General features: G+C 42.5%; 22 protein-coding genes and 1 tRNA gene. 13 read left to right on the top strand and 10 right to left on the bottom strand.

Annotation, left to right across the window (positions count from 1 at the left end):
* Positions 1-80 precede the first annotated feature (80 nt).
* The 4 genes from K9M52_RS07000 to K9M52_RS06985 all read left to right on the top strand — a co-directional run bounded on the left by K9M52_RS07000 (position 81) and on the right by K9M52_RS06985 (position 4,148).
* The gene (locus K9M52_RS07000; protein ID WP_224071340.1) at positions 81-716 is read left to right on the top strand and encodes a GldL-related protein; all 636 of its coding nucleotides are present in this window, start codon (positions 81-83) and stop codon (positions 714-716) included.
* A 168-nt stretch (positions 717-884) separates the two neighbouring features.
* Entirely contained in the window at positions 885-2,408 is a 1,524-nt protein-coding gene (gene porM, locus K9M52_RS06995) for a type IX secretion system motor protein PorM/GldM (protein WP_224071339.1), read from the top strand.
* A 30-nt stretch (positions 2,409-2,438) separates the two neighbouring features.
* Complete coding sequence (gene porN / locus K9M52_RS06990) at positions 2,439-3,476, top strand: type IX secretion system ring subunit PorN/GldN (protein WP_224071338.1); 1,038 nt, start codon at positions 2,439-2,441, stop codon at positions 3,474-3,476.
* A gap of 12 nt (positions 3,477-3,488) precedes the next feature.
* A complete protein-coding gene (locus K9M52_RS06985; protein ID WP_224071337.1) occupies positions 3,489-4,148 on the top strand; it encodes a DUF6089 family protein in 660 nt (219 codons plus the stop codon).
* Between the two features lie 215 nt (positions 4,149-4,363).
* Here K9M52_RS06985 and K9M52_RS06980 read toward each other — a convergent pair whose 3' ends face one another.
* On the bottom strand, positions 4,364-4,585 hold the full coding sequence (locus tag K9M52_RS06980) for a DUF2795 domain-containing protein (protein WP_091397889.1): 222 nt from the start codon (positions 4,583-4,585) through the stop codon (positions 4,364-4,366).
* Between the two features lie 144 nt (positions 4,586-4,729).
* Between K9M52_RS06980 and K9M52_RS06975 the strand changes: the two genes are divergently transcribed.
* Positions 4,730-5,386, top strand: coding sequence for an ABC transporter ATP-binding protein (locus tag K9M52_RS06975; RefSeq protein ID WP_224071336.1), 657 nt, complete (start codon positions 4,730-4,732; stop codon positions 5,384-5,386).
* Between the two features lie 9 nt (positions 5,387-5,395).
* On the opposite strand, the gene K9M52_RS06970 is transcribed toward K9M52_RS06975, so the two are convergent.
* Genes K9M52_RS06970 through gatC form a run of 3 tightly spaced genes read right to left on the bottom strand, consistent with a single transcriptional unit; the run spans position 5,396 to position 7,024 of the window.
* Positions 5,396-5,983, bottom strand: coding sequence for a cob(I)yrinic acid a,c-diamide adenosyltransferase (locus tag K9M52_RS06970; protein WP_224071335.1), 588 nt, complete (start codon positions 5,981-5,983; stop codon positions 5,396-5,398).
* Between the two features lie 9 nt (positions 5,984-5,992).
* Positions 5,993-6,712, bottom strand: coding sequence for an ABC transporter ATP-binding protein (locus tag K9M52_RS06965; protein WP_317197283.1), 720 nt, complete (start codon positions 6,710-6,712; stop codon positions 5,993-5,995).
* A gap of 18 nt (positions 6,713-6,730) precedes the next feature.
* Entirely contained in the window at positions 6,731-7,024 is a 294-nt protein-coding gene (gene gatC / locus K9M52_RS06960; protein WP_224071334.1) for an Asp-tRNA(Asn)/Glu-tRNA(Gln) amidotransferase subunit GatC, read from the bottom strand.
* Positions 7,025-7,087: 63 nt separating this feature from the next.
* Here gatC and K9M52_RS06955 point away from each other — a divergent pair, with 63 nt between their 5' ends.
* Positions 7,088-7,873: a tRNA1(Val) (adenine(37)-N6)-methyltransferase gene (locus tag K9M52_RS06955; RefSeq protein WP_224071333.1), complete on the top strand. Its 786-nt coding sequence runs from the start codon at positions 7,088-7,090 to the stop codon at positions 7,871-7,873.
* Positions 7,874-8,058: 185 nt separating this feature from the next.
* Positions 8,059-8,142, top strand: a tRNA-Leu gene (locus K9M52_RS06950).
* Between the two features lie 180 nt (positions 8,143-8,322).
* On the opposite strand, the gene K9M52_RS06945 is transcribed toward K9M52_RS06950, so the two are convergent.
* The 3 genes from K9M52_RS06945 to K9M52_RS19185 form a co-directional block, all read right to left on the bottom strand.
* Complete coding sequence (locus K9M52_RS06945) at positions 8,323-9,075, bottom strand: ABC transporter permease (protein WP_224071332.1); 753 nt, start codon at positions 9,073-9,075, stop codon at positions 8,323-8,325.
* Between the two features lie 5 nt (positions 9,076-9,080).
* Complete coding sequence (locus K9M52_RS06940) at positions 9,081-9,989, bottom strand: ABC transporter ATP-binding protein (RefSeq protein ID WP_224071331.1); 909 nt, start codon at positions 9,987-9,989, stop codon at positions 9,081-9,083.
* A 756-nt stretch (positions 9,990-10,745) separates the two neighbouring features.
* Positions 10,746-10,862 carry a DUF4372 domain-containing protein gene (locus K9M52_RS19185; RefSeq protein ID WP_224071859.1) on the bottom strand — a complete coding sequence of 39 codons (117 nt, stop codon included), beginning with the start codon at positions 10,860-10,862 and terminating at the stop codon, positions 10,746-10,748.
* 630 nt (positions 10,863-11,492) lie between these two features.
* Between K9M52_RS19185 and K9M52_RS06930 the strand changes: the two genes are divergently transcribed.
* Both K9M52_RS06930 and K9M52_RS06925 read left to right on the top strand, forming a co-directional pair.
* The gene (locus K9M52_RS06930) at positions 11,493-12,071 is read left to right on the top strand and encodes a GNAT family N-acetyltransferase (RefSeq protein ID WP_224071330.1); all 579 of its coding nucleotides are present in this window, start codon (positions 11,493-11,495) and stop codon (positions 12,069-12,071) included.
* Positions 12,072-12,416: 345 nt separating this feature from the next.
* Positions 12,417-13,217 carry a 3-keto-disaccharide hydrolase gene (locus K9M52_RS06925; RefSeq protein WP_224071329.1) on the top strand — a complete coding sequence of 267 codons (801 nt, stop codon included), beginning with the start codon at positions 12,417-12,419 and terminating at the stop codon, positions 13,215-13,217.
* A 127-nt stretch (positions 13,218-13,344) separates the two neighbouring features.
* On the opposite strand, the gene K9M52_RS06920 is transcribed toward K9M52_RS06925, so the two are convergent.
* Positions 13,345-14,265, bottom strand: coding sequence for a 3'(2'),5'-bisphosphate nucleotidase CysQ family protein (locus tag K9M52_RS06920; protein WP_224071328.1), 921 nt, complete (start codon positions 14,263-14,265; stop codon positions 13,345-13,347).
* A 613-nt stretch (positions 14,266-14,878) separates the two neighbouring features.
* Here K9M52_RS06920 and K9M52_RS06915 point away from each other — a divergent pair.
* The 4 genes from K9M52_RS06915 to K9M52_RS06900 are packed head-to-tail and all read left to right on the top strand — an operon-like array spanning position 14,879 to position 19,483.
* Positions 14,879-16,120 (top strand): ribulose-bisphosphate carboxylase large subunit family protein, encoded by a 1,242-nt coding sequence (locus tag K9M52_RS06915; protein ID WP_224071327.1) that lies wholly within the window; start codon positions 14,879-14,881, stop codon positions 16,118-16,120.
* Between the two features lie 6 nt (positions 16,121-16,126).
* On the top strand, positions 16,127-17,521 hold the full coding sequence (locus tag K9M52_RS06910; protein WP_224071326.1) for a four-carbon acid sugar kinase family protein: 1,395 nt from the start codon (positions 16,127-16,129) through the stop codon (positions 17,519-17,521).
* A gap of 3 nt (positions 17,522-17,524) precedes the next feature.
* On the top strand, positions 17,525-18,187 hold the full coding sequence (locus tag K9M52_RS06905; RefSeq protein WP_224071325.1) for an aspartate/glutamate racemase family protein: 663 nt from the start codon (positions 17,525-17,527) through the stop codon (positions 18,185-18,187).
* Positions 18,188-18,196: 9 nt separating this feature from the next.
* Positions 18,197-19,483: a bile acid:sodium symporter family protein gene (locus K9M52_RS06900; RefSeq protein WP_224071324.1), complete on the top strand. Its 1,287-nt coding sequence runs from the start codon at positions 18,197-18,199 to the stop codon at positions 19,481-19,483.
* A 171-nt stretch (positions 19,484-19,654) separates the two neighbouring features.
* Here K9M52_RS06900 and K9M52_RS06895 read toward each other — a convergent pair whose 3' ends face one another.
* Both K9M52_RS06895 and K9M52_RS06890 read right to left on the bottom strand, forming a co-directional pair.
* Positions 19,655-20,833, bottom strand: coding sequence for an ABC transporter substrate-binding protein (locus K9M52_RS06895; RefSeq protein ID WP_224071323.1), 1,179 nt, complete (start codon positions 20,831-20,833; stop codon positions 19,655-19,657).
* Positions 20,834-20,844: 11 nt separating this feature from the next.
* On the bottom strand, positions 20,845-21,390 hold the full coding sequence (locus K9M52_RS06890; RefSeq protein ID WP_224071322.1) for a phage tail protein: 546 nt from the start codon (positions 21,388-21,390) through the stop codon (positions 20,845-20,847).
* Positions 21,391-21,666 lie beyond the last annotated feature (276 nt).

The raw sequence follows: 21,666 nt of genomic DNA, 5'->3' as shown, positions 1-21,666 counted from the left end.
AGATAACAGCATGTTCTGGAAAGGAACATGCTGTTGCTGATATAAACATATATAATCATTAAAAATAAATACTCCTTATTATGGCAGTAGAAAAAGTAAGGCCTATTGATCGTTTCCTAGAGATCGTTTATTCCTTTGCCGCTGTGCCGGTATTATTAGGCGCACTCTTTAAAATCACCCATACCGCACCTTTTGGTTCCGCCAACGGATGGCTGAATTTCGGTCTTTATACAGAAGCCTTTGTGTTTATGAGTTTTGGTCTTCTGTATATTTTCGCGCCACCTAAAGCGGTTGATGAGATGGGTATTCCTATCGGAGATGAAAAGTATGGGACAGCCCGGGTGGCTGAACCACAGCCTTCTGCCTTGGCAGCTGTTGATAATATGCTCAAAGACGCAGATATCACACCTGATTCCATGAACCGGTTGAGTGACGGCTTTAAAAATCTGGAAGCCAGTATTCAACGCATCAGCACGGCCAGTAATTCGATGGCTAATACAGAAGAGTATATGCAAAAGCTACAGGAAGCTACCGCGTCACTGAGCTCTATGAACAGTTTCTATGCTAAGCTGGCAGAAACCTCCCAGGCACTTGTGACCAGTGCGGATGACGCGAAAAGGACACAGGCACAGATCGGGCAACTGGCTGAAAACCTCGCCAAGCTCAATCAGGTCTATGGCGGTATGTTGTCTGCCATGCAGGGACCGCAGAAATAGACAACTGTGCTTTTTTTGTGGGAAGATTCATTTCATCTGGATGGCCGGATGGCGGATCTATCTGATAAAAGAATGCGTGTATAGATGTATATCGATTACGGTACCAGCCACAGCGGGGCCGGACTCAATGAAATTATAAGTTAGCTTAAAATAGAAATAATATAAATTATGGCAATACCTAGGGAGCCGCGGCAGAAAATGATCAACCTGATGTATTTGGTGTTGACTGCCCTGTTGGCGCTGAATGTATCGTCCGAAATATTAAACGCTTTTCGTACTGTAAACAACAGTCTGGAGAATTCCATACAGACCATTGATGAGAAAAACCAGACCTTGTTTAGTTCACTGGCTGAAAAGCTGAAAGATCCTGCTACACAGAAGCTGGCCGCCATTTGGGCTCCCAAAGCCCAACAGGCCAAGACCTTATCCGATGGTATGTATGCCTATATCGAAGGGGTAAAGGATCGTCTAAAGCGGGCATCCGGTTATAATCCGGCAAAAGGGGATACGACATATAGTGAAGATGATCTGGATGTGCCCACCAATATTTTGGACGACGGTAAAGTGGGTGATACGCTGTATCAGAAATTAGCGGAATACAGAAAAAATATTTTAAATATTGACCCTGAGATTAATTCTCAGTTCAGCAGCAGCCTGCCCATCGATTTATCCATGCCGGTGGTACGGGAAAAAAGTAACAGAACCTGGTCTGCAGCTTATTTCAGGATGACACCGACCATCGCGGCACTGACGATTCTGACTAAGTTCCAGAATGATGTCAAGAACGCCGAAGCACAGGTGGTTCTTTTCTGCCATAATAAGATCGGACAGGTACAGGTGGTCTATGATGAGTTTCAGGCGTTAGCCTCCGCCAATACGCAGTACCTGTTACCTGGTCAGGAGTTCAGTATATCGGCAGGCGTGGGTGCATTTAGCAAAGGTGCCAAACCAACCGTTACCATTGACGGGCAGGCGGTCCCGTTGAATGCCAATGGGATGGCAGAATATAAGACGACAGCAGGAAGCCCCGGTACTTATACAAAGAAGGTCAATATATCTTTTTTGAAGCCGGATGGAACCAAAGCCACATTAACCAAAGATATACAGTATACGGTAGGATCACCTACAGGTATTACGGTCAGTGCAGATGCGGTTAAAGTGCTGTACATCGGATTGGATAACCCGATTTCTGTTGGTGGCGGTAACGGCCGTGGGGCGGAGAATATGCGGGTTTCTATGGATCAGGGTTCTGTTGTCTCCAAGGGACATGGCAAGTTTATTGCCAGACCTTCTAAGCCGGGTGAGGCGCATATGCATGTATCGGACGGAAAGACCAGTGAAGACTTTGTCTTTCGCGTGAAAACCGTGCCGACGCCGACCGCGATGGTGGGTGCCAGCAAGGGGGGCCGGATGTCAGTTAACGCCTTTAAAGCGCAGGCAGGCGTAAGGGCCGAGCTGGAGAACTTCGTGTTTGAAGGGGTGAAGTTCACGGTGACCAGTTTTACCATGACCTTTGCCGGTGCCGGTTATCCGGAGTTCATGCATAAGTCTGTAACCGGAAATACTTTTGGTGCCGCCAGAAGCCTGATTGAAAGGGCAAAACCTGGAAGTACTATCACTATTGACGAAATCAGGGCACGAGGTCCCGGCGGTTCAAGAACCCTGGCACCGATCGCCTTTAATCTGTATTAAAATAGAAATTTTATAAAGAGGGGAATACCTATGAGAAAGTTGATTTTATTATTGATATGTGCAGTGACATGGGCCGGTTATGCAGAAGCACAGTCCGCCTATGATACACCACCCGTGAAGAAAAGAACAAGCGTGCCGCCTCAGGACACAACTGAACTGCCGGATAACGGCAGCTATGAGGCAGGCTCCACCAGTGATACCAGTGGATTACTGGCAAATTTACCGATAGAGGTGATCAAAGACTCATCGGGTAATGAGTTGATCAATGGCCCGAAGGAATCTATGAGAAGGGATAATATCCTGGCCGATGATGCAGGAGACAGCACAGCAACGCCGCTGCCATATACGCCGCTCTATTCTACAGATGCCTTATACAGGGTCAGGGTATGGCGGGTGATCGATGCCAGAGATCGGGCAAACCTGCCTTATTTCTACAACTCATCTATTGATGGAGAGAATACGACCAGACTCATTAATGTGATGATCGATGCGATCAAAAATGACAGCGTTCAGGCCTTTAGTCCTATAGACGACCGTTTTACGACCCCGATCAGTTTTGACCAGGCGATGGCTGCCTTCGGCGGGGGAACAGATACCTCGGCATCCTATGACCTGGATGGTAATATTGTCGGATATCAGGTCCGCCAGAAAGCGATTTCTGCCGATTCAATATATAAGTACAGGGTTAAAGAAGAGTGGGTATTTAATAAAAGAGACGGCAAAACCTATGTCAGAATATTAGGTATCGCCCCGCTTTTAAATTACACCATGTCTACAGGAGAAGTAATGGATAATAGTGAGCACGCTGCTTTCTGGATCTATTATCCTGACTTGCGTACCAAACTTGTCAGAACCTTGATTCCCAATCCGCTCAATGGAGGAGGAAGACTTAGCTGGGAGCAGGTATTTGAAAATCGGTTATTCAAAAGTACGATTATAAAATCCTCACTGGATGCGGCCAATGGATTTACAAAATGGCCGCTTACCGCATCCCAGGCAGGCCAGATTCAAAAAGAACTCAATAATCTTAGTAAACGTATGTGGGAGAAACCTTCTGCATCAAGATAATCAATAACCTCTATGAAAAACAAATTTATATTACCGATGGTGATCGCCTTTTGTGCGATGGCAGTGGGTGCTTCGGCACAAGTGTTGGATTTTGGACAAAGAAGTCAGATTGGTGTAAGTGTTGGCGTGATGAACTACAGTGGTTTTATGAATAAGACCGCCTTTACCCTAAAGGAAAGTCATCCTAGTTTTGAAGCCTTTTATCGTTATGATATCGCCAAGAACTTTAATGTACGTGCTACCTTTATGTATGGCTCTCTGTCTAAAGATAATGGCCCGCAGTTAGTAGAAGGAGGCACTGATCGCGCCGGCCAGTTTAAGACAAATATCTTTGAAGTGTCTGTTTTACCGGAATATAATTTTCTGGACCTGACAACGCACAAAGTATCCCCTTATGTGTTTGTAGGTGGTGGCTTTTACGCATTGACAGGCTATCAGAAAAATGATGCCGATTATGATAAACCCAATAACAACGGGTTTAACTTCAGAGGCGGTATTGGTGTACGGTATCTGGTCAATCCAAACATACAGCTATTTGCCGAAGGTAGTAGAAGAGAGTTCTCCCGCAGTATTGATTTTTATGAGAGTACCAACAGCCGTAGCCGGTATTATTCTCTTATGGTGGGCGCTTCATTCCGTTTGAGCAATATAAAACTGGAAGAGCTCTGGTAAGTCATAAAGAAGAGAAGATGGTTTAAAAAAAGTCTTATCCATAAAAAAGCTGGTCCGCATTTGATTGTCGACCAGCTTTTTTATGAATGGGTTTACCTTACTAAGAAAGGATAACCTTGTCGTACAGGCATAAAAAAAGCTACCCGGAATTTAATATCTGATATGTTATTTTCCGGATAGCTTTTAAATTATTCGATGCTTAATTTTTAGTGGGTTTAATATTCGTCTTCGTTAAACATGAAGTCCTCTTGGCTGGGATAGTCCGGCCATATGTCTTCAATACTTTCATAGACTTCTCCTTCGTATTCTAGCTCCTGTAGATTTTCCACCACTTCAATTGGAGCGCCGGAACGAATTGCGAAGTCAATTAACTCATCCTTGCTTGCGGGCCAGGGAGCATCTTCTAGGTAGCTGGCTAATTCTAAAGTCCAAAACATAGCTTTCGGTTTTAAATTTCGGCAAATGTAAGTTATCAATCTGAACTACCAAATAGCATTTGCCGTCCAATGAATTAACATATCGTTAAAATATTTCAAAAACATATTTTTACCCTATGTTTGCAGTTAGAAGAGTCAAATATTATGCTAAAAGCCGTTGATATTCATAAGCGATATAACCAGTTAGAGGTGCTGAAAGGCGTCAGTTTGGAGATCCAAAAAGGGGAAATTGTTTCCATTGTTGGGTCTTCCGGTGCCGGGAAAAGCACCTTATTGCATATTTTGGGCACCCTGGACAGCAGTGACAGGGGAGAATGCTACCTGAACGGACAGGCATTTCACCAGTTAAAAGATAAGAAGCTGGCTGCATTCAGAAACAAGCACATTGGCTTCGTTTTTCAGTTCCATCACCTGTTGCCTGAATTTACCGCCCTGGAAAATGTCTGTATTCCTGGTTGGCTGGCGGGTTATCGTAAAAGGGATGTAGAAAATGAGGCTAAAAGATTATTAGATACTTTAGGTCTTTCACACAGAATAGATAATAAACCTCATGCGTTGAGCGGAGGAGAGCAACAACGGGTAGCTGTGGCCAGAGCGCTTATCAATAAACCCGATATAGTCTTTGCGGATGAACCGACAGGGAATCTTGATAGCCATAACGCAAAAGAACTGCACGATTTATTCGTGGATCTCCGAAAGCAGTTTAATCAGACTTTTTTGGTTGTCACCCATAATGAACAACTCGCAGAAATGAGCGACCGCATCCTGAAGATGAGTGATGGGGTGATTATAGAAGGTTAGTCCTGGTCTTTACGACTCGGGAACCCATTTGTTTTCCCGTATATTCAGTAAATACCCGATATAACGGCTTAATACAAAAAAGTAATCGCTGAGCCGGTTGAGGTATTGGATGATGATGGGATAAGTCTTGGTGACAAAGGAATTTTCACTTGATTTCACCTGGCTGATATACCCGACACAGAGCCTTTCTGCCCTTCTGCAGACTGCTCTCACAATATGTGCCTGTGCGACTACGTGATGGCCGCCCGGCAGAATAAAATGAGTCATTTTAGGTAAGTGGAAATTCATTTCATCGATTTCCAGTTCCAGGGTGGTAATATCTGTAGAAGTAACAACCGGTAAATTGAATTTATCTGCTTTTGCTGGATCCAGTGCCAGAATGGCTCCCATATCAAAAAGATGTTTCTGAATCCTGACGAGAATGGGCATGGGCCTTGAAATCGTTGTCTCAAGCTGGCATATTAAAAGACCCAAATGTGCGTTTAATTCATCTAAAGTGCCGTAACATTCTACCTGTAATGCACCCTTTGACACCCTCGTACCGCCTATTAACCCTGTTTTTCCCTGATCTCCTGTTCTCGTATAAATCTTTGCCACGTAACTGTATTATATATTTGCTGCTGACGCCGTCTGCGTCTGATGCTCATTTAACTGATCTGATTCTATAATGCCATCCTTTAAACGGATGACTCTTTTGGCGTATTCCGCAATATCTTCCTCGTGGGTAACCAGTACAACAGTATTACCTGCAGCCTGGATCTGTGAAAAGATCTCCATTACTTCTACAGATGTTTTAGAGTCCAGGTTACCGGTCGGCTCATCTGCCAATAAAATAGCCGGATTATTGATGATCGCCCTGGCGATGGCCACACGCTGGATCTGACCACCGCTCATTTCATTGGACTTATGATGGCTACGGTCTCCCAGGCCTACTTTTTCAAGTGCGGCTACGGCTCTTTCAATCCTTTCTTCTTTTCCGACACCCGCATAGATCAGTGGTAAAGCGACATTTTCTGCTGCAGTTAACCTTGGAAGAAGGTTAAACTGCTGGAATACGAAACCAATCTCTACATTACGGATATCGGCCAGCTGGTCATCCGCCATTTTGCTGACGTCCTGGCCATTCAGGATATAGGTTCCTCCTGTTGGTGTATCCAGACAACCCAATATATTCATAAGGGTACTTTTGCCACTACCGGAAGGCCCCATAAGTGCCACGTATTCATTCTTATAGATATCCAGGGATAAGCCTTTTAGGATAGGGATACCATGTCCGCCCATAAAATACTGCTTCTCTATTTTGTCCAAATGAATAATGCCTGACATACGGTGACTGGTTTGATATTATTTTTTGATGACTTTAGGCACCAGAATATAGGTGCCATCCGTTTTAGGGACGTTTTTAAGAGCCTCCTCCCGGGAAATGCTGCCTTCCACCTCATCTTCCCGGAAAACGTTTTGATTCGGGGTAATATGCAATAGCGGTGCAACGCCAGTTGTGTCTACTTCACTAAGCTTCTCCACGAAAAGGACCATTTGCTCCATATCACTTTTGATCGCCTCCTTCTCTTCAGCATCAAAACTGAGCCGGGAAAGATGGGCTAAATCATCAATAAGTTGATCCGTAATTTCTACCATGGAACAAAAATAAAGTTTTGCAGCTAAGTCTCCCAATATTTTGGATGGGCGGCAAGCTTTCTTATGCGCAAAGAGCACATTAGTGGGATAAGAGCGGCCGTATTTGCCTATTTTTGCGCCATGGGCAATGATTTTTTCAGGTTTAAACAGTTTGAGGTGAAGCAGGGAAAGACTGCTATGAAGGTCTGTACCGATTCCTGCCTGTTTGGCGCTTTATTGCCCTGTATTGATCAGAATCGTACCCGAATACTGGATATTGGCACCGGTACAGGACTTTTAAGCCTGATGTATGCCCAAAGGCACGCTGATGCTCAGATAGATGCAATAGAGCTGGATGAGGCGGCTTTTGAGCAGGCAAAGGAGAATTTTGCCGTCAGCCCCTGGCCGGATAGGTTGACAGCCATCCAGGCTGATTTTAGGTCGTATGGCAGCATAGAGGAAAATAATATTGCAAAATACGATCTGATATTTTCTAATCCGCCATTTTTTGAAGGCGACCTAAAATCCGCTGACAATCAAAGGAATCAGGCGCTGCATAGTACAGACCTGGGATTTGAGGGACTCGTCAGAAATACAGAAGCGCTACTACAGCCGGAAGGGATATTTGCGGTATTGATTCCTTTTAGCAGAAGAGAGGAGATGATCAGAATTGCGAAGGAGTATACACTGTTTCCTTATCTGGAATATATAGTTGCTCATACACAGTTGCATGATTATTTTAGGGTTATCCAACTGTTTTCCAGAAAAGAGCTTGAAAATCATGTGGAAGAGATCCTAATTAGAGATCTAAAACAACAATATTCCTTAAAGTTTAGGGAGTTACTGAATCCGTTCTATCTGTATTTGTAAATTTGTACCGGGAAATCATGGTTTCGGGTCTGTTCTTTAAATTTAGAGTTATGAATACGTTTAAAAGGATACTTCGGGTCATGCGCAAAATATTCTGGCGCAAGAAAAGTTGCTGCGAATAATTAGTCAAAAATAGTTTTGCGGATAATTTTCAAGACCTTACATTTGCACATCTCAAATAGAGAGCCCAGATGGCGGAATTGGTAGACGCGCTAGACTCAAAATCTGGTTTCCGCAAGGGAGTGCAGGTTCGATTCCTGTTCTGGGCACGAGATTTTCAATCAATTAGAAAGATCCGCATTTGTGGGTCTTTTTTATTTGGTGCGCCCGGCGAGTGCATTTCTAGGATATGAAAGATCTCTATTGGCCCAGTAAGGGGAACAATTAGCCGGACGGTGAGGGTGTCAGAATGAATAGCTAATCCTAAATATACGTACCGAATATCTCATTTATGACTTTTGGGCTTTCCAAAAACGTAAAAATAGGATGTAACCGAAAACAAGGAAAATGATTAGCCAGAGAATGGACATTCTAGTAAACTCATTCCAGTACCTGGCTTCATTAAAATATTGCATCAATTTATAACTGTATGTAAGAGGGATATAAATATAGAATTTAGAGTTCATTACAACTAAACCAGTAACTAAGAGAAAAAAAACAATGCCAAGGGAAGTAATAGGATTTTCGAAGTATAAATATAGGTTAAAAAAGAAAGTTGTCAACATTACATATATGGAAGTATATTGGAGAAATAGAACTAGAATTGGCCAGTCCGCGAAACCGCTAAGTAGTAACTTTGGGTATGCAACGGATAACCCCTTTTTTGCAATAGTAAAAAGTAAGTAAGTTACTAAACAATATATAATGGTCATACTTATAGCGACAATAAGTTTTGAAAGGTATATTTTAGATTTACTTCTAGCCAGTAAGAGAAGGTTTTCCCAGGATCCATTTTTAAACTCTAATTGCACCAAGGAAAAAACAAATAATGCAATAAAAAAAGGTGAGAAAAAAGTAAAAAAGTTTAAAAACATGTGATAAAGAAAAAGTTTGCCTGCACTAGAGTTAGCACCCATTTGGCCTACATTTTTGGCAAAATCGTAAATAGACATTCCAATTAAAATTACAGGTAAAATAATAATTAAATAGAGGGACTTGATTCTCTTTAGCTTATAAAATTCTACATTAAGTATATTTTTCATAAATGTTAAGCTATATAGTTAAGAAAAAAACTTTCTAGATTCGGTTTAATAACTTCAATATCAGTTATTATAAGGCTGTGGTTTATAATATTCAATATTAATTTATTAAGATGCCTTCTTTCGCTGATTTCAAATAAAAGGCAATTTCCTTTTGGCTTGTTAATCAGTTCAATTTGTCCAGGAACTAGCTCTATATTCTCAATATTAACGGCATCGTCTACGTGTATGCGTACCTTAATTTTGTCAGAGTCAGATGCGACTATGTTCTTAATAGAATTTTCAATAATCATTGTGCCGTTTTTGATAATTCCAATATCAGTAACTAATTTTTCCATCTCTGCTAATAAATGGCTTGAGTAAAATATTGTCACACCCTCACTGTTTATTTCCTGAAGACAAAGCCGAATTTGGACGATCCATTCCGGATCCATTCCATTAAAAGGCTCATCAAGAATTAATAATTTAGGCTTATGTACGATTGCTTTTGCGATGGCCAATCTTTGCTTCATTCCAGTAGAGCAGTTTCGATACATCGTCTTTCTAGAATCAAATAAACCAACTCTTTCCAGTGAGATCTGAATACTTTTAGTTTTAAGATTATAATATTTACACAGTAATCTTAAATTTTCCTCACATGTCAAGTGGTTGTAGAAGACAGGTTTGTCTATAAGAAACCCAATATTATTTATAAGTTTTGAACCTGAAGCATTAGGGTTTTCTCCTAAAACTTCAATTTCATCGCAATGGCCTTTAAGTAAGCCGAGAATCAGTCTTATGGTTGTGCTTTTCCCGGCTCCATTAGCTCCAATAAATCCATAAATCGCGCCCTTCTTGACATGCATATTTAATCCATTTAAAATATGCTTCTCCTTCGGGTACTTAAACCTCAAACCATTAATAAATATGTCGTTCATGAAGTTTAATTTTATTATTATACATTTAATTTTCATTGTTGTCCGGTAAACCTAAATACCGGAGTTTATTTTGTTGAGAACTATTGATAATCAATAGTTGCGTTTTTTGTTTTTAAAACCAAGCCCCTCATTGAGGGAGTAAGGAGTTTGCATAACTATCTTTTTTCTAAGCTATTGTTGTATTCCAGGATTCTTCCGGATCTGCAAGAAACTTAAATAGGTTGATATAGCCCATTAACGTTTGCCGTACTACGGAGACAAAGTTTGCAAATGCCCATTTGCGCTTTACCTAGTCTACTAACATATACAATTCCACACTCAGTAAATATTTGATATTCGTTCCTAATCTAAATATCCTTTATGAAAGGTTACTATAGAGCCTTCAGGAAGAGCATATATTTCTGAAAGGCTGGTGTGATCATGGACAGCTGCAGATGTGAACCTTATCAAACAAGACACATGCTCACTGGCTTTAATTCGTTCAATCCCTTTCAAAATATTAGAGAACAGGCTTATAGTCGTCGAGAGGGGTACGTCTAGGCGTTTAAGCCCATCCTTGCTTAATCGGCTGTCCGTTAAACTTCCACTATGCGCATTATATAAATCCATATAAATTCCTTCAAAGACCTTACTCTTGCGGAGCATATTCGCTTCTGAAAGTATACTACCCTAACAATATAACTTAGCCCTAAATGGTTAAGTTTGTCGGCATTGGCCAACAAGCTTAAGATAACCTGCCTAACTGAATCATAGCCGTTAAAAACAAAAAAGCATAAAAATTAGGTGGTTGTATGTCGAAAACTTCTTTACATATCTTTCGGCATCATTTTCTTCTGCTAATTTTTTAACATTTCCGTTATCCAAAAAAGAAATTATCTGATAAAAATCGGCTGTCCGGTAAAATGACTACTTTTTGCCCATGGTTATATTTTTGTTGTTAGCAATTCAAATTTAACCATTTTGAACGGCTTTAGGAGCGCCCTTTGCTTTTTGGCCTATTTTATATCATATTTTTACCGGACACCAGTGAAATTTTTTTTGTTAGGTGGCGTAACTCGTAATATTTTTTTATGTTTAAATAAGTTGTGTTGCGAGTATTATTGATTTCTTACCTCGTCTTCTTTCAAGAATCGAGATAGATAATACATTACGCTGTTCCTAACTAAAAGGTATTTATATGAGATCCTGAAAAAATACTGGAATAGTCTGCCAAATCATACTTCTAGTTTAGTGCTAAGTGCAATAAACCAAATTTAATAGAATCCATAATTGTTTTACATTTCGTATTAGTGAAAATGAATAAAACTGTCTATAAGACTATGTTTATTCATCTTTATTGATTGAATATGGTTGGTTATGGCTGTCTTGGTTGTCATCTACTCACTGAGATATCTTTAAATAATTTTTTGTTGCGCCGGATTTTGTAGTGAGGAGGATGGTTCGTATTATTGTTTCTATAGTAATTAAAACAGGAATTATTTTTTTGGGAATTTAATTGAACCTATGAAAATAGCTAATCGAGCAGACAAAGAATTAATAGTAGATATTCTTGCTAAATCTTTTGAAGCTAATCGAAGTATAAATTATATTGTAAAACAAGATGAAAAGCGTTTTGAAAGAATCCGTATTTTGATGGGTTATTCTTTTGAAATGTGCTATTTGTTCGGTAAGGTGTTACTTTCTATTGATGAAAATGCTTGTGCTCTTATTTTATATCCTCAGAAAAAGAAATCGAGTATTAGGACTATTTTGCTCGATGCCAAATTAATATTTAGGTGTGTCGGGCTTAGAAATTTAAAGAAAACGCTTTCTAGGGAATCAGTTATTAAAAGGATTCAACCTGAGGTGGATATGGTATATTTATGGTTTATCGGTACACACCCATGCGACCAAAATAGAGGTATTGGAACTGCTCTTATGAGCTCGGTTATACAAATAGCAACAGAACAACATCTGTCTATTTATTTAGAGACCTCTACCTTAAAGAACTTGCCGTGGTATGAGAAGTTTGGTTTTGAAATCTATGATGAATTTAACCTGGGCTATCGATTATTTTTTTTGAGAAGATTATTTAGAAAGTAATCAGATGCAGCATGGTCGTTTTTGGAACTCAGATGCATATAATCACATTTGTATTTGTGAGCATAGAATTAGTCATCTTCTTTTATTTGTTAATTTATAAGATGCTAGACCGGAGATTATTCAACTTGCATTAATAACAGTGGACTACGTGCCAACTTTCTCACTACGCACGACAGAGATAGTGTATTAATGTCAATAAGCATACAAAAGGTACTTAGAATTGCCACCGACTATTTTTTCGGCTGTAAATCCATAGAATCATATTTTTTCAAGACTTATCTTTAACTTGACGGGACACTACCGATTTTATGGTCGCGGCTGAATATTTTTTGTTATTTTAGCTGAATGAAATCATTATCCTTAGTGCCACTGTTATTGATTCCTTTCTTTAGCCTTTTTGATCAGGTGGCTGATCACACTCCCGTCCGTAAAAGAGAAGTTTCAGTTACTGCTGCTTCCAGGCCCATCAATCTTTTAGATGAAACCAATGCCTCTAAATGGCGTGGATTTGGCGCTAAAACGCTACCGCCCGGGTGGACGATCAGCAATGGAATGATATGGGTGAATGATAAAGCTAAACACGATAGCAGTTACAAAGGCGGTTTGGATGTAATATTCGCGGGCCAAGAGTTCCGGTATTTTGAGCTGTCAATCGATTGGAAAATTGGTCCCGGTGGCAATAGTGGTATTTACTATCATGTGCAGGAGGGAAAAGCTACTCCCTCAAGTGTGAGCCCGGAGTATCAACTAATCGATGATGTAAATTATGCTCAGATGCATAGTAAAGAATTAAGATCTTATAATTCGCTTTTTAAAGCGGAACATCCGGAGCAATTGCAGGACTGGCAGAAGACAGGCGCTGATTATGCCATGTATGCACCTGATGAGTCAAAAAAAAATCTGCATCCAGTTGGCGAATGGAATACGACTAAAATTGTTGTAGCACCCGGCAGAACCGAGTATTGGTTGAATGGCGTGAAGCTTTTGAGTTTTGAACCCTGGTCGAAGGATTGGTATGCACGTAAAAAAGCGGGCAAATGGGCCGATAGTGAAAACTACGGAATTTTTAAATCCGGTTATATTGGTTTGCAATATCACGGGAGTTCCTTGTGGTTCAAAAACATTACTGTGAAACCGCTTAAATAATCTCTGAACTTATTCGGTAAGTCGTTGCTTTATATCAAAATAAGATAGAAATCCTGTCCAGTTGAGAGTGAGGTGCTACTTAAACTGAATTGCATACATCTGGTATTTCCGGTCGTTCCAAATGGCCTTAACGTTCCACTATAAACGATGGATTTAGCATGTTTTCCTTATTATACCGCAGTTCAGAACCACTTTGCGGTTCTATCACCCGGCAGCCAGCAAATTTAGCGATGGCGTGACCGGCTGCTGCGGCCCATACCTTCGTTGGCGCCAGTGAGGGATAGATGTCAGCAGTACCCTCTGCTACCAGGCAGAATTGTAATGAACTGTCCACGAAGACGATATCGACATTTCCATACTGTTGTTTTTTATTGTTAATGAATGCATTGGTTTCCGGACCAGATTCTGAACTACTGGCTGTAATGGTGTAGGGCCTGCCTTCAGAAAGGAAAGAATCTATTGGTAACTGCTGCGCTGATATACTTCCCATGGCTACTGATGCTGGAACTGTCTGAGCTACTACCGTATCATCCTGCTGGGCTTTAGTGACATTATGTGCATTCTCCGCCAAAGCCTTTGCAGTTTCCTCATAGAGATTGGCAAGTTCGCTCTTTTCTTGCTGTGCTTCAAGTTTAAAACTTCCTGCAACTTCTTCGCCGAAGTACAGTCTATTCATGGCAGGGGCATAAATTACACCCAGTATTGGAAAGCCATTCTTGATAAGGGAAATATTCGTTGTAAACTCGCTGCTCCTTTTCCTCTTATCGAAGTCCCCGGTGTCGTTAAGGACGGACACCAGCCAGAAAAGCGCGTGAGGGCTGCCCTCAGCTTCTGAAAAGGCCTCTCCTTCCGGGCTCAGCAATGGGATGTCGGTTTCCTTCAGCGTTTGCTTTATTAACTGAAGCGCTCTGCGACCTGCTTCCACAGATGGCGTTTCCGCTTGTTCTGGGTCTGCAGCTGTTTCAGACCTGTAAATCTGCAAAATTTCTGCGCCCGCTTTGACTGCAGCGGTGACTGCAAAAGACAAATTGTCAATTAATGTACTCATGATCATTACTAAATTTACATTGCCATAGAAAAAGCATGGCTTTTAATGGGTCAATTTGGAGCGTACAATGAATGTACTATATTTTTCCGACATAGGAGCTTGCTCAGGTTTTATATCCGCTTACCGCGACTATATATTTCCGGCAAAATCATGATCCGGTGCAGTTAAATGATGCTTCCATCAGCTCTCAGTATAAGTTTAAATCTTTTTTTATAAGCCTACAATTGGTGCGTAGGTAACAGGGAATTTGCTTTGCCTGATTTCCCGTTTTTTCATTGAATGCCCAAATGTAGGGGTATATTCCCTGTTCAAATGCTAACGCAAGTTTTTCACCGCACCTTTATCGCTACTTCTTGATAACCGGGTGAAACTATCATACGAGAAGGCTATTTGCAAAATGATTCAGGTTGGGTCTGCAAATAGAAGCTAATATCCTATAATATTTTGGGCTCATCTTATAATGTCGCTATGCCACCTGCCGCTATATTTGTTGGAACTATATTTATCTATTTTTTACTTTAAATGCAGGCGTTGGGTTGCTTGATTTTCAGGGAACAAGATTCATTAAATGATACGATATAGGGAATGAATTATACTTATATAAGATTTTATAATGGAAAGAATCGTAGCTACTTACTATGTAGAAACTTCTTTTGACGTAGAGCTGGCTGCCAGCGTACTCGCCGGTGAGCAGTCGTCGGGTACATTTGTTTCCGTGCCAGGAGAAACGGCGGCATTGAAAGAACGTTTTGCGGCTCGTGTAGAAAGTGTTCAGATTTTGGAGAGGGTAGGGGAGCCTGCCATTCCGAGTCCAAAGGCAAAATCAGGCGCCTATAACCGTGCATATATCGAGGTGTCATGGTCGATTGAAAATTTCGGGTATAATTTACCAGTCCTTATTTCAACGTTGCAAGGAAATCTATATGAGCTCAGCCAGTTTACTGGATTAAAGCTGATGGATATCCAGTTTCCTTCTTCCTATGGCGGCCATTTTAGGGGACCAAGTTTTGGCGTAGCTGGTTCCCGGGAAAGGACGAACGTATATGGGCGCCCAATGATAGGTACTATTATCAAACCAAGCATCGGAATGACGCCCGATGATACAGCTGCATTGGTGAAGACTTTGCTTCATGCAGGAATCGATTTTATCAAAGATGATGAACTGCAGGCTTCCGCGGCTAACTCGCCATTTGAGGCCCGTGTCGATGCTGTGATGAAAGTTATCAATGACTATGCAGAACAGACAGGTAAAAAGGCGATGTATGCCTTCAACATCAGCGACGAACTAGATCCAATGCTAACACATTACGATTATCTGGTTAAGGCGGGAGCAACCTGCGCTATGATCAGTGTGAACAGCGTGGGGCTTTCCGGGGTTAAGAAAGTCTCCGACCAGGGGGCGCTAGTCATACACGGGCATCGCAATGGCTGGGGCATGTTAAATCGTCATCCGTTATTAGGCATTTCATTTACAGCCTATCAGAAACTCTGGCGTTTGGCAGGGATTGATCAGCTGCATGTCAACGGTATTCAGAATAAGTTCTGGGAATCCGATGACTCCGTTGTTACGTCAATAGAGGCTTGCCTAAATTCATTTCTAAGTGGTCAAAATTTGCTACCGGTTGTCTCATCCGGTCAATGGGGAGGCCAGGCTTTTGAAACCTATCGGCGAACAAAGACGGTCGATCTGCTTTATCTGGCTGGTGGAGGGATTTTGGCACATCCGGATGGCCCTAAAGGAGGCGTTGTGGCGTTGAAACAGGCATGGGAAGGGGCCGTAAACGGATTAGCCATTGAAGATGCGGCAAAGATATACCCCGAGTTCGCCAAGTCATTGAAAAAATTCGCCAAATAAATAAAGATGAAAAAGCGACTTTTATTTGCCTTTTACGGAGATGATTTTACAGGCTCGACTGATGCGCTGGAATTTTTAAGCAGGGCAGGTATCAAAACGGTGCTTTTTATGGAGGTGCCGACCGCTGAGCAGTTGCAGTATTATCCGGATATAGAAGCTATCGGAGTTGCGGGTATGACAAGGGCTATGGGGCCAGAGGCCATGAGAACTGAACTTCAGCAAGCATTCAACGCGTTGAATGCTTTAGGCGTTGAGCAGCTTCATTACAAAGTCTGTTCTACGTTTGATTCTTCACCAAGGGTCGGAAACATTGGAGTAGCTGCGGAAGTAGGTGCGGCAATTTTTAAGCCTGCCTTTATACCGCTTCTTCTTGCGGCACCGACTTTAGGAAGGTATACTTTATTCGGTAATCATTTTGCCCAGATGGGAATTGGCAGTCAGGGCGAAATTTATCGCCTGGACCGACACCCTTCTATCAGCAAGCATCCGGTTACTCCGATGAAAGAAGCCGATCTTCGGCTTCACTTGGCAGCACAGACAAACCTTCCTGTAGGTTTGGTCGACATTCTCTCAATCAAAGAAGGAGCTGTAGCAATACAAAATAAACTTGAACGGTGCACAGAGAGCGGCGACCGGCTCATACTGTTTGACGCTATGGAGACAAGCGATTTGACTATCATTGCAACTGTAATGGATCAGTATATAAAAGAAGCTCCATTGTTTTCTATCGGATCTTCAGGCGTGGAGATGGCTTGGGGAACCTATTGGGAAAATCTTGACGCTACTACAGCAATAAGCAACTGGCCGCAACTGGAAGAAACAAAGCGTGTATTAGTACTTTCCGGTAGCTGCTCTCCGGTGACATCAAAGCAGATCAGCCATGCAGTCAGTCAGGGCTTTAAAACAGTAGCTATACCGGCGCTTATCTTCGCTTCTGAAGAAGAATGCGAAGCGGTTATCAAACGGTGCGCTGGTGAAGCAATTGCCTTTATGAAGGAAGGATATCCTGTTATTATACATACCCATCTGGACGAAGATGATCCAAGGAAGCTAGAAACGCATGAACTACTGATAGAGCAGGGGTATGCGGACGACGAAGTGAGTGTTAGGGCGGCGCAGGTATATGGCCGTGTGCTCGGACAGATAACCCTTCAGGTAGCAAAATCCGGGCTTCTACAACGGCTGGTGATCGCCGGAGGCGATACGTCTAGCTATGTTGCACGTAACCTAGGCATAACCGCTGTAGAAATGATAAGGCCATTTTCATTTGGTGCCCCTCTCTGCAGAGCACATGCTTCAAAAGAAGCGATCGATGGGATCGAAATAAACTTTAAAGGCGGCCAGGTAGGTAACGAATATTATTTTACAGATATTTTAAAAGGTAGTATTTCAAAAAAATAAAATATGAAACCAGAGACATTATGCCTGATTCATACATCAGCGACATTGATACCTGTTTTTCAGCAGCTTGCTGAAAAGCATCTACCGGATACAAAGTTATTTAATATTGTTGATGATAGCTTAGTGAAGAATATTATCAGTCGGGGAGGGAAAGCGGATGCGGCTATTTATAAACGTGTGGCAGACTACGTCATGTCAGCGGAAGACACCGGAGCGGATTATATCCTTGTTACCTGTTCTTCTATCGGCGCTGCTGTGGAAGCCGCGGCTGAGAAAACTACTGTACCGGTGCTCAGGGTAGATCAGCCAATGGCTGATCTGGCGGTTAAAACCGGCCAGCGTATTGGTGTCATTGCCACATTGCAGACGACGTTGCAGCCCACAGCTGACCTCGTAGAACGCAGGGCAAAGTCAGCAGGTAAGCAGATCGAGCTGACGGCAACCGTATGTGAAGGGGCATTCGAATCCTTAATGGCTGGCGATGCCAAAAGACATGATCGGCTTGTCGCTGATGCACTGAAACAGCTAGCCCAACAAGTGGATGTAATTTTACTCGCCCAGGCCAGTATGGCCCGTGTGGTAGACACGCTTAGCGAAGAAGATAAACGTGTGCCGATTCTCACGAGTCCACCAACTGCGCTCCAGTATATTGCCAACATCAGCTAAGGATATATTATGAAGTATCTGCGAAAAATTTGCCTCGGAATTACAGCTGTTGCCGCTCTTTTTCTTCTTTATGGTTTATGGCAACAACAACCTGCCTTTTGGCAACCAGCCGCCGTTTGTACTGCCATTGGATTGGCCATTGGCATAGGTGCCGTAGACAAATTGAAGAACTATCAATACACGGCCTGGATCATTGCGGCAGTTGTAGCGGCCATGATCTATCCTCAGTCATTCATCAAATGGGGGCCGGTCGATTTACGCGACAGGTGGCTCATTTTGGTGGTTGTGCAGTTTGTAATGTTTGGCATGGGCATACAAATGAGCATCCGGGATTTCTCGGGTTTGGCGCGTACCGGTAAAGGCGTACTCATTGGTTTGATCTGCCATTTTTCCATTATGCCGATCATGGGACTTATTTTAACCAAGGTCTTCTCATTTGATCCCGAGATCGCTGCGGGTATTATTCTGATTGGTTCTTGCTCAAGCGGACTGGCATCCAATGTGATGGTATATCTGGCCCGGGCGAATCTTGTTCTTTCGGTCACGGTAACGGCGATCGCGACACTTGCGGCGCCATTTTTGACACCGCTGCTGATGCATTTGTTGGCCGGAACACTGGTAGAAGTGAAATTCCTTCCCATGATGCTTGAGATTATTCAGATGGTGATCGTTCCTATCGGGGCTGCCTTATTACATGATTATCTCAAACAGGCGCCCGCGGCAAGGAAAAAGACCATCAATAGGATCGCTGTTTTATGCGGTGTTTGGTTATGCATCATGTTTATTTTCTTATGGGATAGCTGGTTTAGTCATCAATCTCTAAGTGTGATACAGTCTGTCACTATTTTTAACTTCTTCACAGGTGCATTTATCGTCGGCACTTTGTATCATTTTGTTTATACCCGGTTTAAAAAGATTGATCAATTAACCCCTTATCTATCGATGTTCGGGATTGTCTATTTTACCACTGTTACCACAGCGGCGGGGCGTGACCATCTTTTGCAGGTAGGCTTATGGTTGTTTCTGGCGGCGGTCATCCATAATGGAGCCGGCTATTTCTTTGGCTATTGGTTAGCCCGTATATTTAAGCTGGACAAGAACTCAGCGAGGACAATTGCTTTTGAGGTGGGATTGCAAAACGGAGGCATGGCCTCTGGGTTAGCAGGTAGTATGGGCAAACTGGCAACCGTGGGCCTGGCGGCAGCGGTATTCAGTCCATGGATGAATATTTCGGGGTCGCTTTTGGCAAATTTTTGGCGTAAGAAGCCTGTTGAAAAGGAAAGTGAGCCTGCCTAACAATGCCATTTTTATAGATAATCATCGCTATAGTCATTGCAGTCCCTGACAATTACGATTCGTGAACCCGTTAGGGTTGTCTCGGGCTATGATGCTGACAAATTATTGGAATATAAATCCAATATCACTTTCAATGAGTATATCGCCCGTCGGCTTAATCTACGCTCCAGGTCAGACGCACAGAAAAGGATTCTGCCAGCCACTTACACTCTGAGCGGTGATTGTCTCTCTGCGTTCGGCGGACATAAGGCCGCCGCCAGCCTGCCCTACAATCAATTTACGGATACTTTTATTATGCACCCGTATCTGGAGAATATCCACAGAATCCAGGGGACGGATATTCAGCGGGTCAAAGTTCCGAAAGCCCCTTGGCCCTTTGATAGATTCGCGGTGAAGCCACTCTATAGCCTGCATGGTATCTCCCTTTAATACAGCAGCATGGATCTCGCGCATAAATAACCCTGCTTCATATCCCAACAAGGCGAAGATATTCGCTTTTTGCCCGCTGGAAGATTCAAATTTGCGTACGAACTTCTGGTTCTCCGGGTTTTCATCTTCACGGCTCCAGGAACTGGCCGTGTAAAAAGTGACATTCGTATCAAGGACATCGTCTAATATATCTTCGTAAGCCATATTCTCTACGAGCACTAGGGGTATCTTATTATAATGGGGAGACTGTATCCATTGCCTTATGAAATCCACGCCCTGATTGCCGGTAAATATCCCATGTACAAATGCCGGTTTTTCCTTTGCAATGGCATCAAAAAAGGTGGCCAGGTCTAAAACCTGATGGTCACTCTTCTCCCGGGCGAGCGTATGGATATGAAGTGCCTGTCCCCCTGCAGACTGGATACCTTCCCAAAAAGAGCTGTGCAGTTGATATCCGGATTCATATAATGGCATGACGACAAGCCCCGGATTGCGGAACTTTTCCTGTGCCCAGGCACCCAAAACATACTCTGATTGCCATATTTGCTGGGAGGCGTAGAAAACATAAGGACTGATGACGTCCCGATGGGGAATATGCTCTCCCAAATCAAAAAATATGGCCAGCCTCTGTTGTTTATTGATCAAGGGAATTAATTCGGGCATTGTGCGGTAACTCACTAAGCCCGACAACAGGTCCACCCTCTCAAAAAACAACAGCTGCTCCATAGCATTTTTAAGTGTGGTGGGGTCACCTCTTTTAGTAAATACCGGAACAAAGTCGCAATCAAGAGTGCCAATGGCCCTATTTTTATGGATACCACCAGGTTGCATCCCAAGTTGTAGTCCAGCCATCATATGATGTCCATAATAGGGATAAATGCCTGAATAAGGCATCAGAAACCCTATTTTCAGTTTTTTCATGCTAGCATTTATCAGTTTCGGGACGGGAATACGCCATTTAATGCAATCTGGTAGTTCAAGACCAGATAAGGTTGTTTAATAGAGAAAGGCAGATTGCCCCCGGCAGCTGAAATAGAATTTGGCGATAACATAGTATCGGGTGCTTCAGTGGAATATATATTTCCTATTTGTGCAGTGGGGCCGCTTCCGAATGTTGGCCCTTTGGCAAGTACCACTGTCGAGCTGGGCACATCAGTCGAGCTGGTGGCATTTTTCGCCATTAATCCATGGTGATGAATGGGCATTTGCTGGGTAGTAAGGGTCATCTGTTCAAAACCTGCGGCTTCACCTAAGGTGTAGAAGGACCCGCCTACAGCCTGCCCCTGACCAATTGCGACGCGTCCCCTCAGGTCCGGCAGCGCAAATGTCGTCTGGCCATTGCCTCCATAGGTAGTTCCCAACAGACTAAATAGAGCGGAGTTCTGGGCAATGGGTAACAGAGCGCCGTCACATTGTGCCCAACCACGAATTGTAAAATTCCCTCCAAATAACATGATTTGCGCAAGAAATGGTTCCATAGTTACTAGAATTTATTTGTTTAAAAATTGATGAACATATGCACGGAAATCGAAGGCGCTATAAAGTTAATTGTTTTCTATATTAATTATTCAAATACCTAAAGAAGATAAGGGGATAGAAAATATTTTCTTTTTTATAATGACATATATTGGCAATTCTTATCTTTCTATCGGTTCAATTATCCTGCTTTTGTCTTTGTTGCTTCCACACAGAAAGAGAAGATACAAATCGTCTATTTTGCTGCTTCTATTCCAACGACGGCCAGTCTATTCGCG

The sequence above is a fragment of the Arachidicoccus terrestris genome, assembly GCF_020042345.1.
GTDB classification, from domain to species: domain Bacteria; phylum Bacteroidota; class Bacteroidia; order Chitinophagales; family Chitinophagaceae; genus Arachidicoccus; species Arachidicoccus terrestris.
This window is presented reverse-complemented; position numbering and strand designations above follow the sequence as displayed.

Coding starts and splice junctions, on each gene's coding strand:
- K9M52_RS06965 (WP_317197283.1), bottom strand. CDS start 6,712: ATGTCAGGCATTATTCATTTGGACAAAATAGAGAAGCAGTATTTTATG.
- porM (WP_224071339.1), top strand. CDS start 885: ATGGCAATACCTAGGGAGCCGCGGCAGAAAATGATCAACCTGATGTAT.
- K9M52_RS06900 (WP_224071324.1), top strand. CDS start 18,197: ATGAAGTATCTGCGAAAAATTTGCCTCGGAATTACAGCTGTTGCCGCT.
- K9M52_RS06955 (WP_224071333.1), top strand. CDS start 7,088: ATGCGCAAAGAGCACATTAGTGGGATAAGAGCGGCCGTATTTGCCTAT.
- K9M52_RS07000 (WP_224071340.1), top strand. CDS start 81: ATGGCAGTAGAAAAAGTAAGGCCTATTGATCGTTTCCTAGAGATCGTT.
- gatC (WP_224071334.1), bottom strand. CDS start 7,024: ATGGTAGAAATTACGGATCAACTTATTGATGATTTAGCCCATCTTTCC.
- K9M52_RS06905 (WP_224071325.1), top strand. CDS start 17,525: ATGAAACCAGAGACATTATGCCTGATTCATACATCAGCGACATTGATA.
- K9M52_RS06895 (WP_224071323.1), bottom strand. CDS start 20,833: ATGAAAAAACTGAAAATAGGGTTTCTGATGCCTTATTCAGGCATTTAT.
- K9M52_RS06925 (WP_224071329.1), top strand. CDS start 12,417: ATGAAATCATTATCCTTAGTGCCACTGTTATTGATTCCTTTCTTTAGC.
- K9M52_RS06915 (WP_224071327.1), top strand. CDS start 14,879: ATGGAAAGAATCGTAGCTACTTACTATGTAGAAACTTCTTTTGACGTA.
- K9M52_RS06975 (WP_224071336.1), top strand. CDS start 4,730: ATGCTAAAAGCCGTTGATATTCATAAGCGATATAACCAGTTAGAGGTG.
- K9M52_RS06945 (WP_224071332.1), bottom strand. CDS start 9,075: ATGAAAAATATACTTAATGTAGAATTTTATAAGCTAAAGAGAATCAAG.
- K9M52_RS06940 (WP_224071331.1), bottom strand. CDS start 9,989: ATGAACGACATATTTATTAATGGTTTGAGGTTTAAGTACCCGAAGGAG.
- K9M52_RS06890 (WP_224071322.1), bottom strand. CDS start 21,390: ATGGAACCATTTCTTGCGCAAATCATGTTATTTGGAGGGAATTTTACA.
- K9M52_RS06910 (WP_224071326.1), top strand. CDS start 16,127: ATGAAAAAGCGACTTTTATTTGCCTTTTACGGAGATGATTTTACAGGC.
- K9M52_RS06980 (WP_091397889.1), bottom strand. CDS start 4,585: ATGTTTTGGACTTTAGAATTAGCCAGCTACCTAGAAGATGCTCCCTGG.
- porN (WP_224071338.1), top strand. CDS start 2,439: ATGAGAAAGTTGATTTTATTATTGATATGTGCAGTGACATGGGCCGGT.
- K9M52_RS06920 (WP_224071328.1), bottom strand. CDS start 14,265: ATGAGTACATTAATTGACAATTTGTCTTTTGCAGTCACCGCTGCAGTC.
- K9M52_RS06930 (WP_224071330.1), top strand. CDS start 11,493: ATGAAAATAGCTAATCGAGCAGACAAAGAATTAATAGTAGATATTCTT.
- K9M52_RS06985 (WP_224071337.1), top strand. CDS start 3,489: ATGAAAAACAAATTTATATTACCGATGGTGATCGCCTTTTGTGCGATG.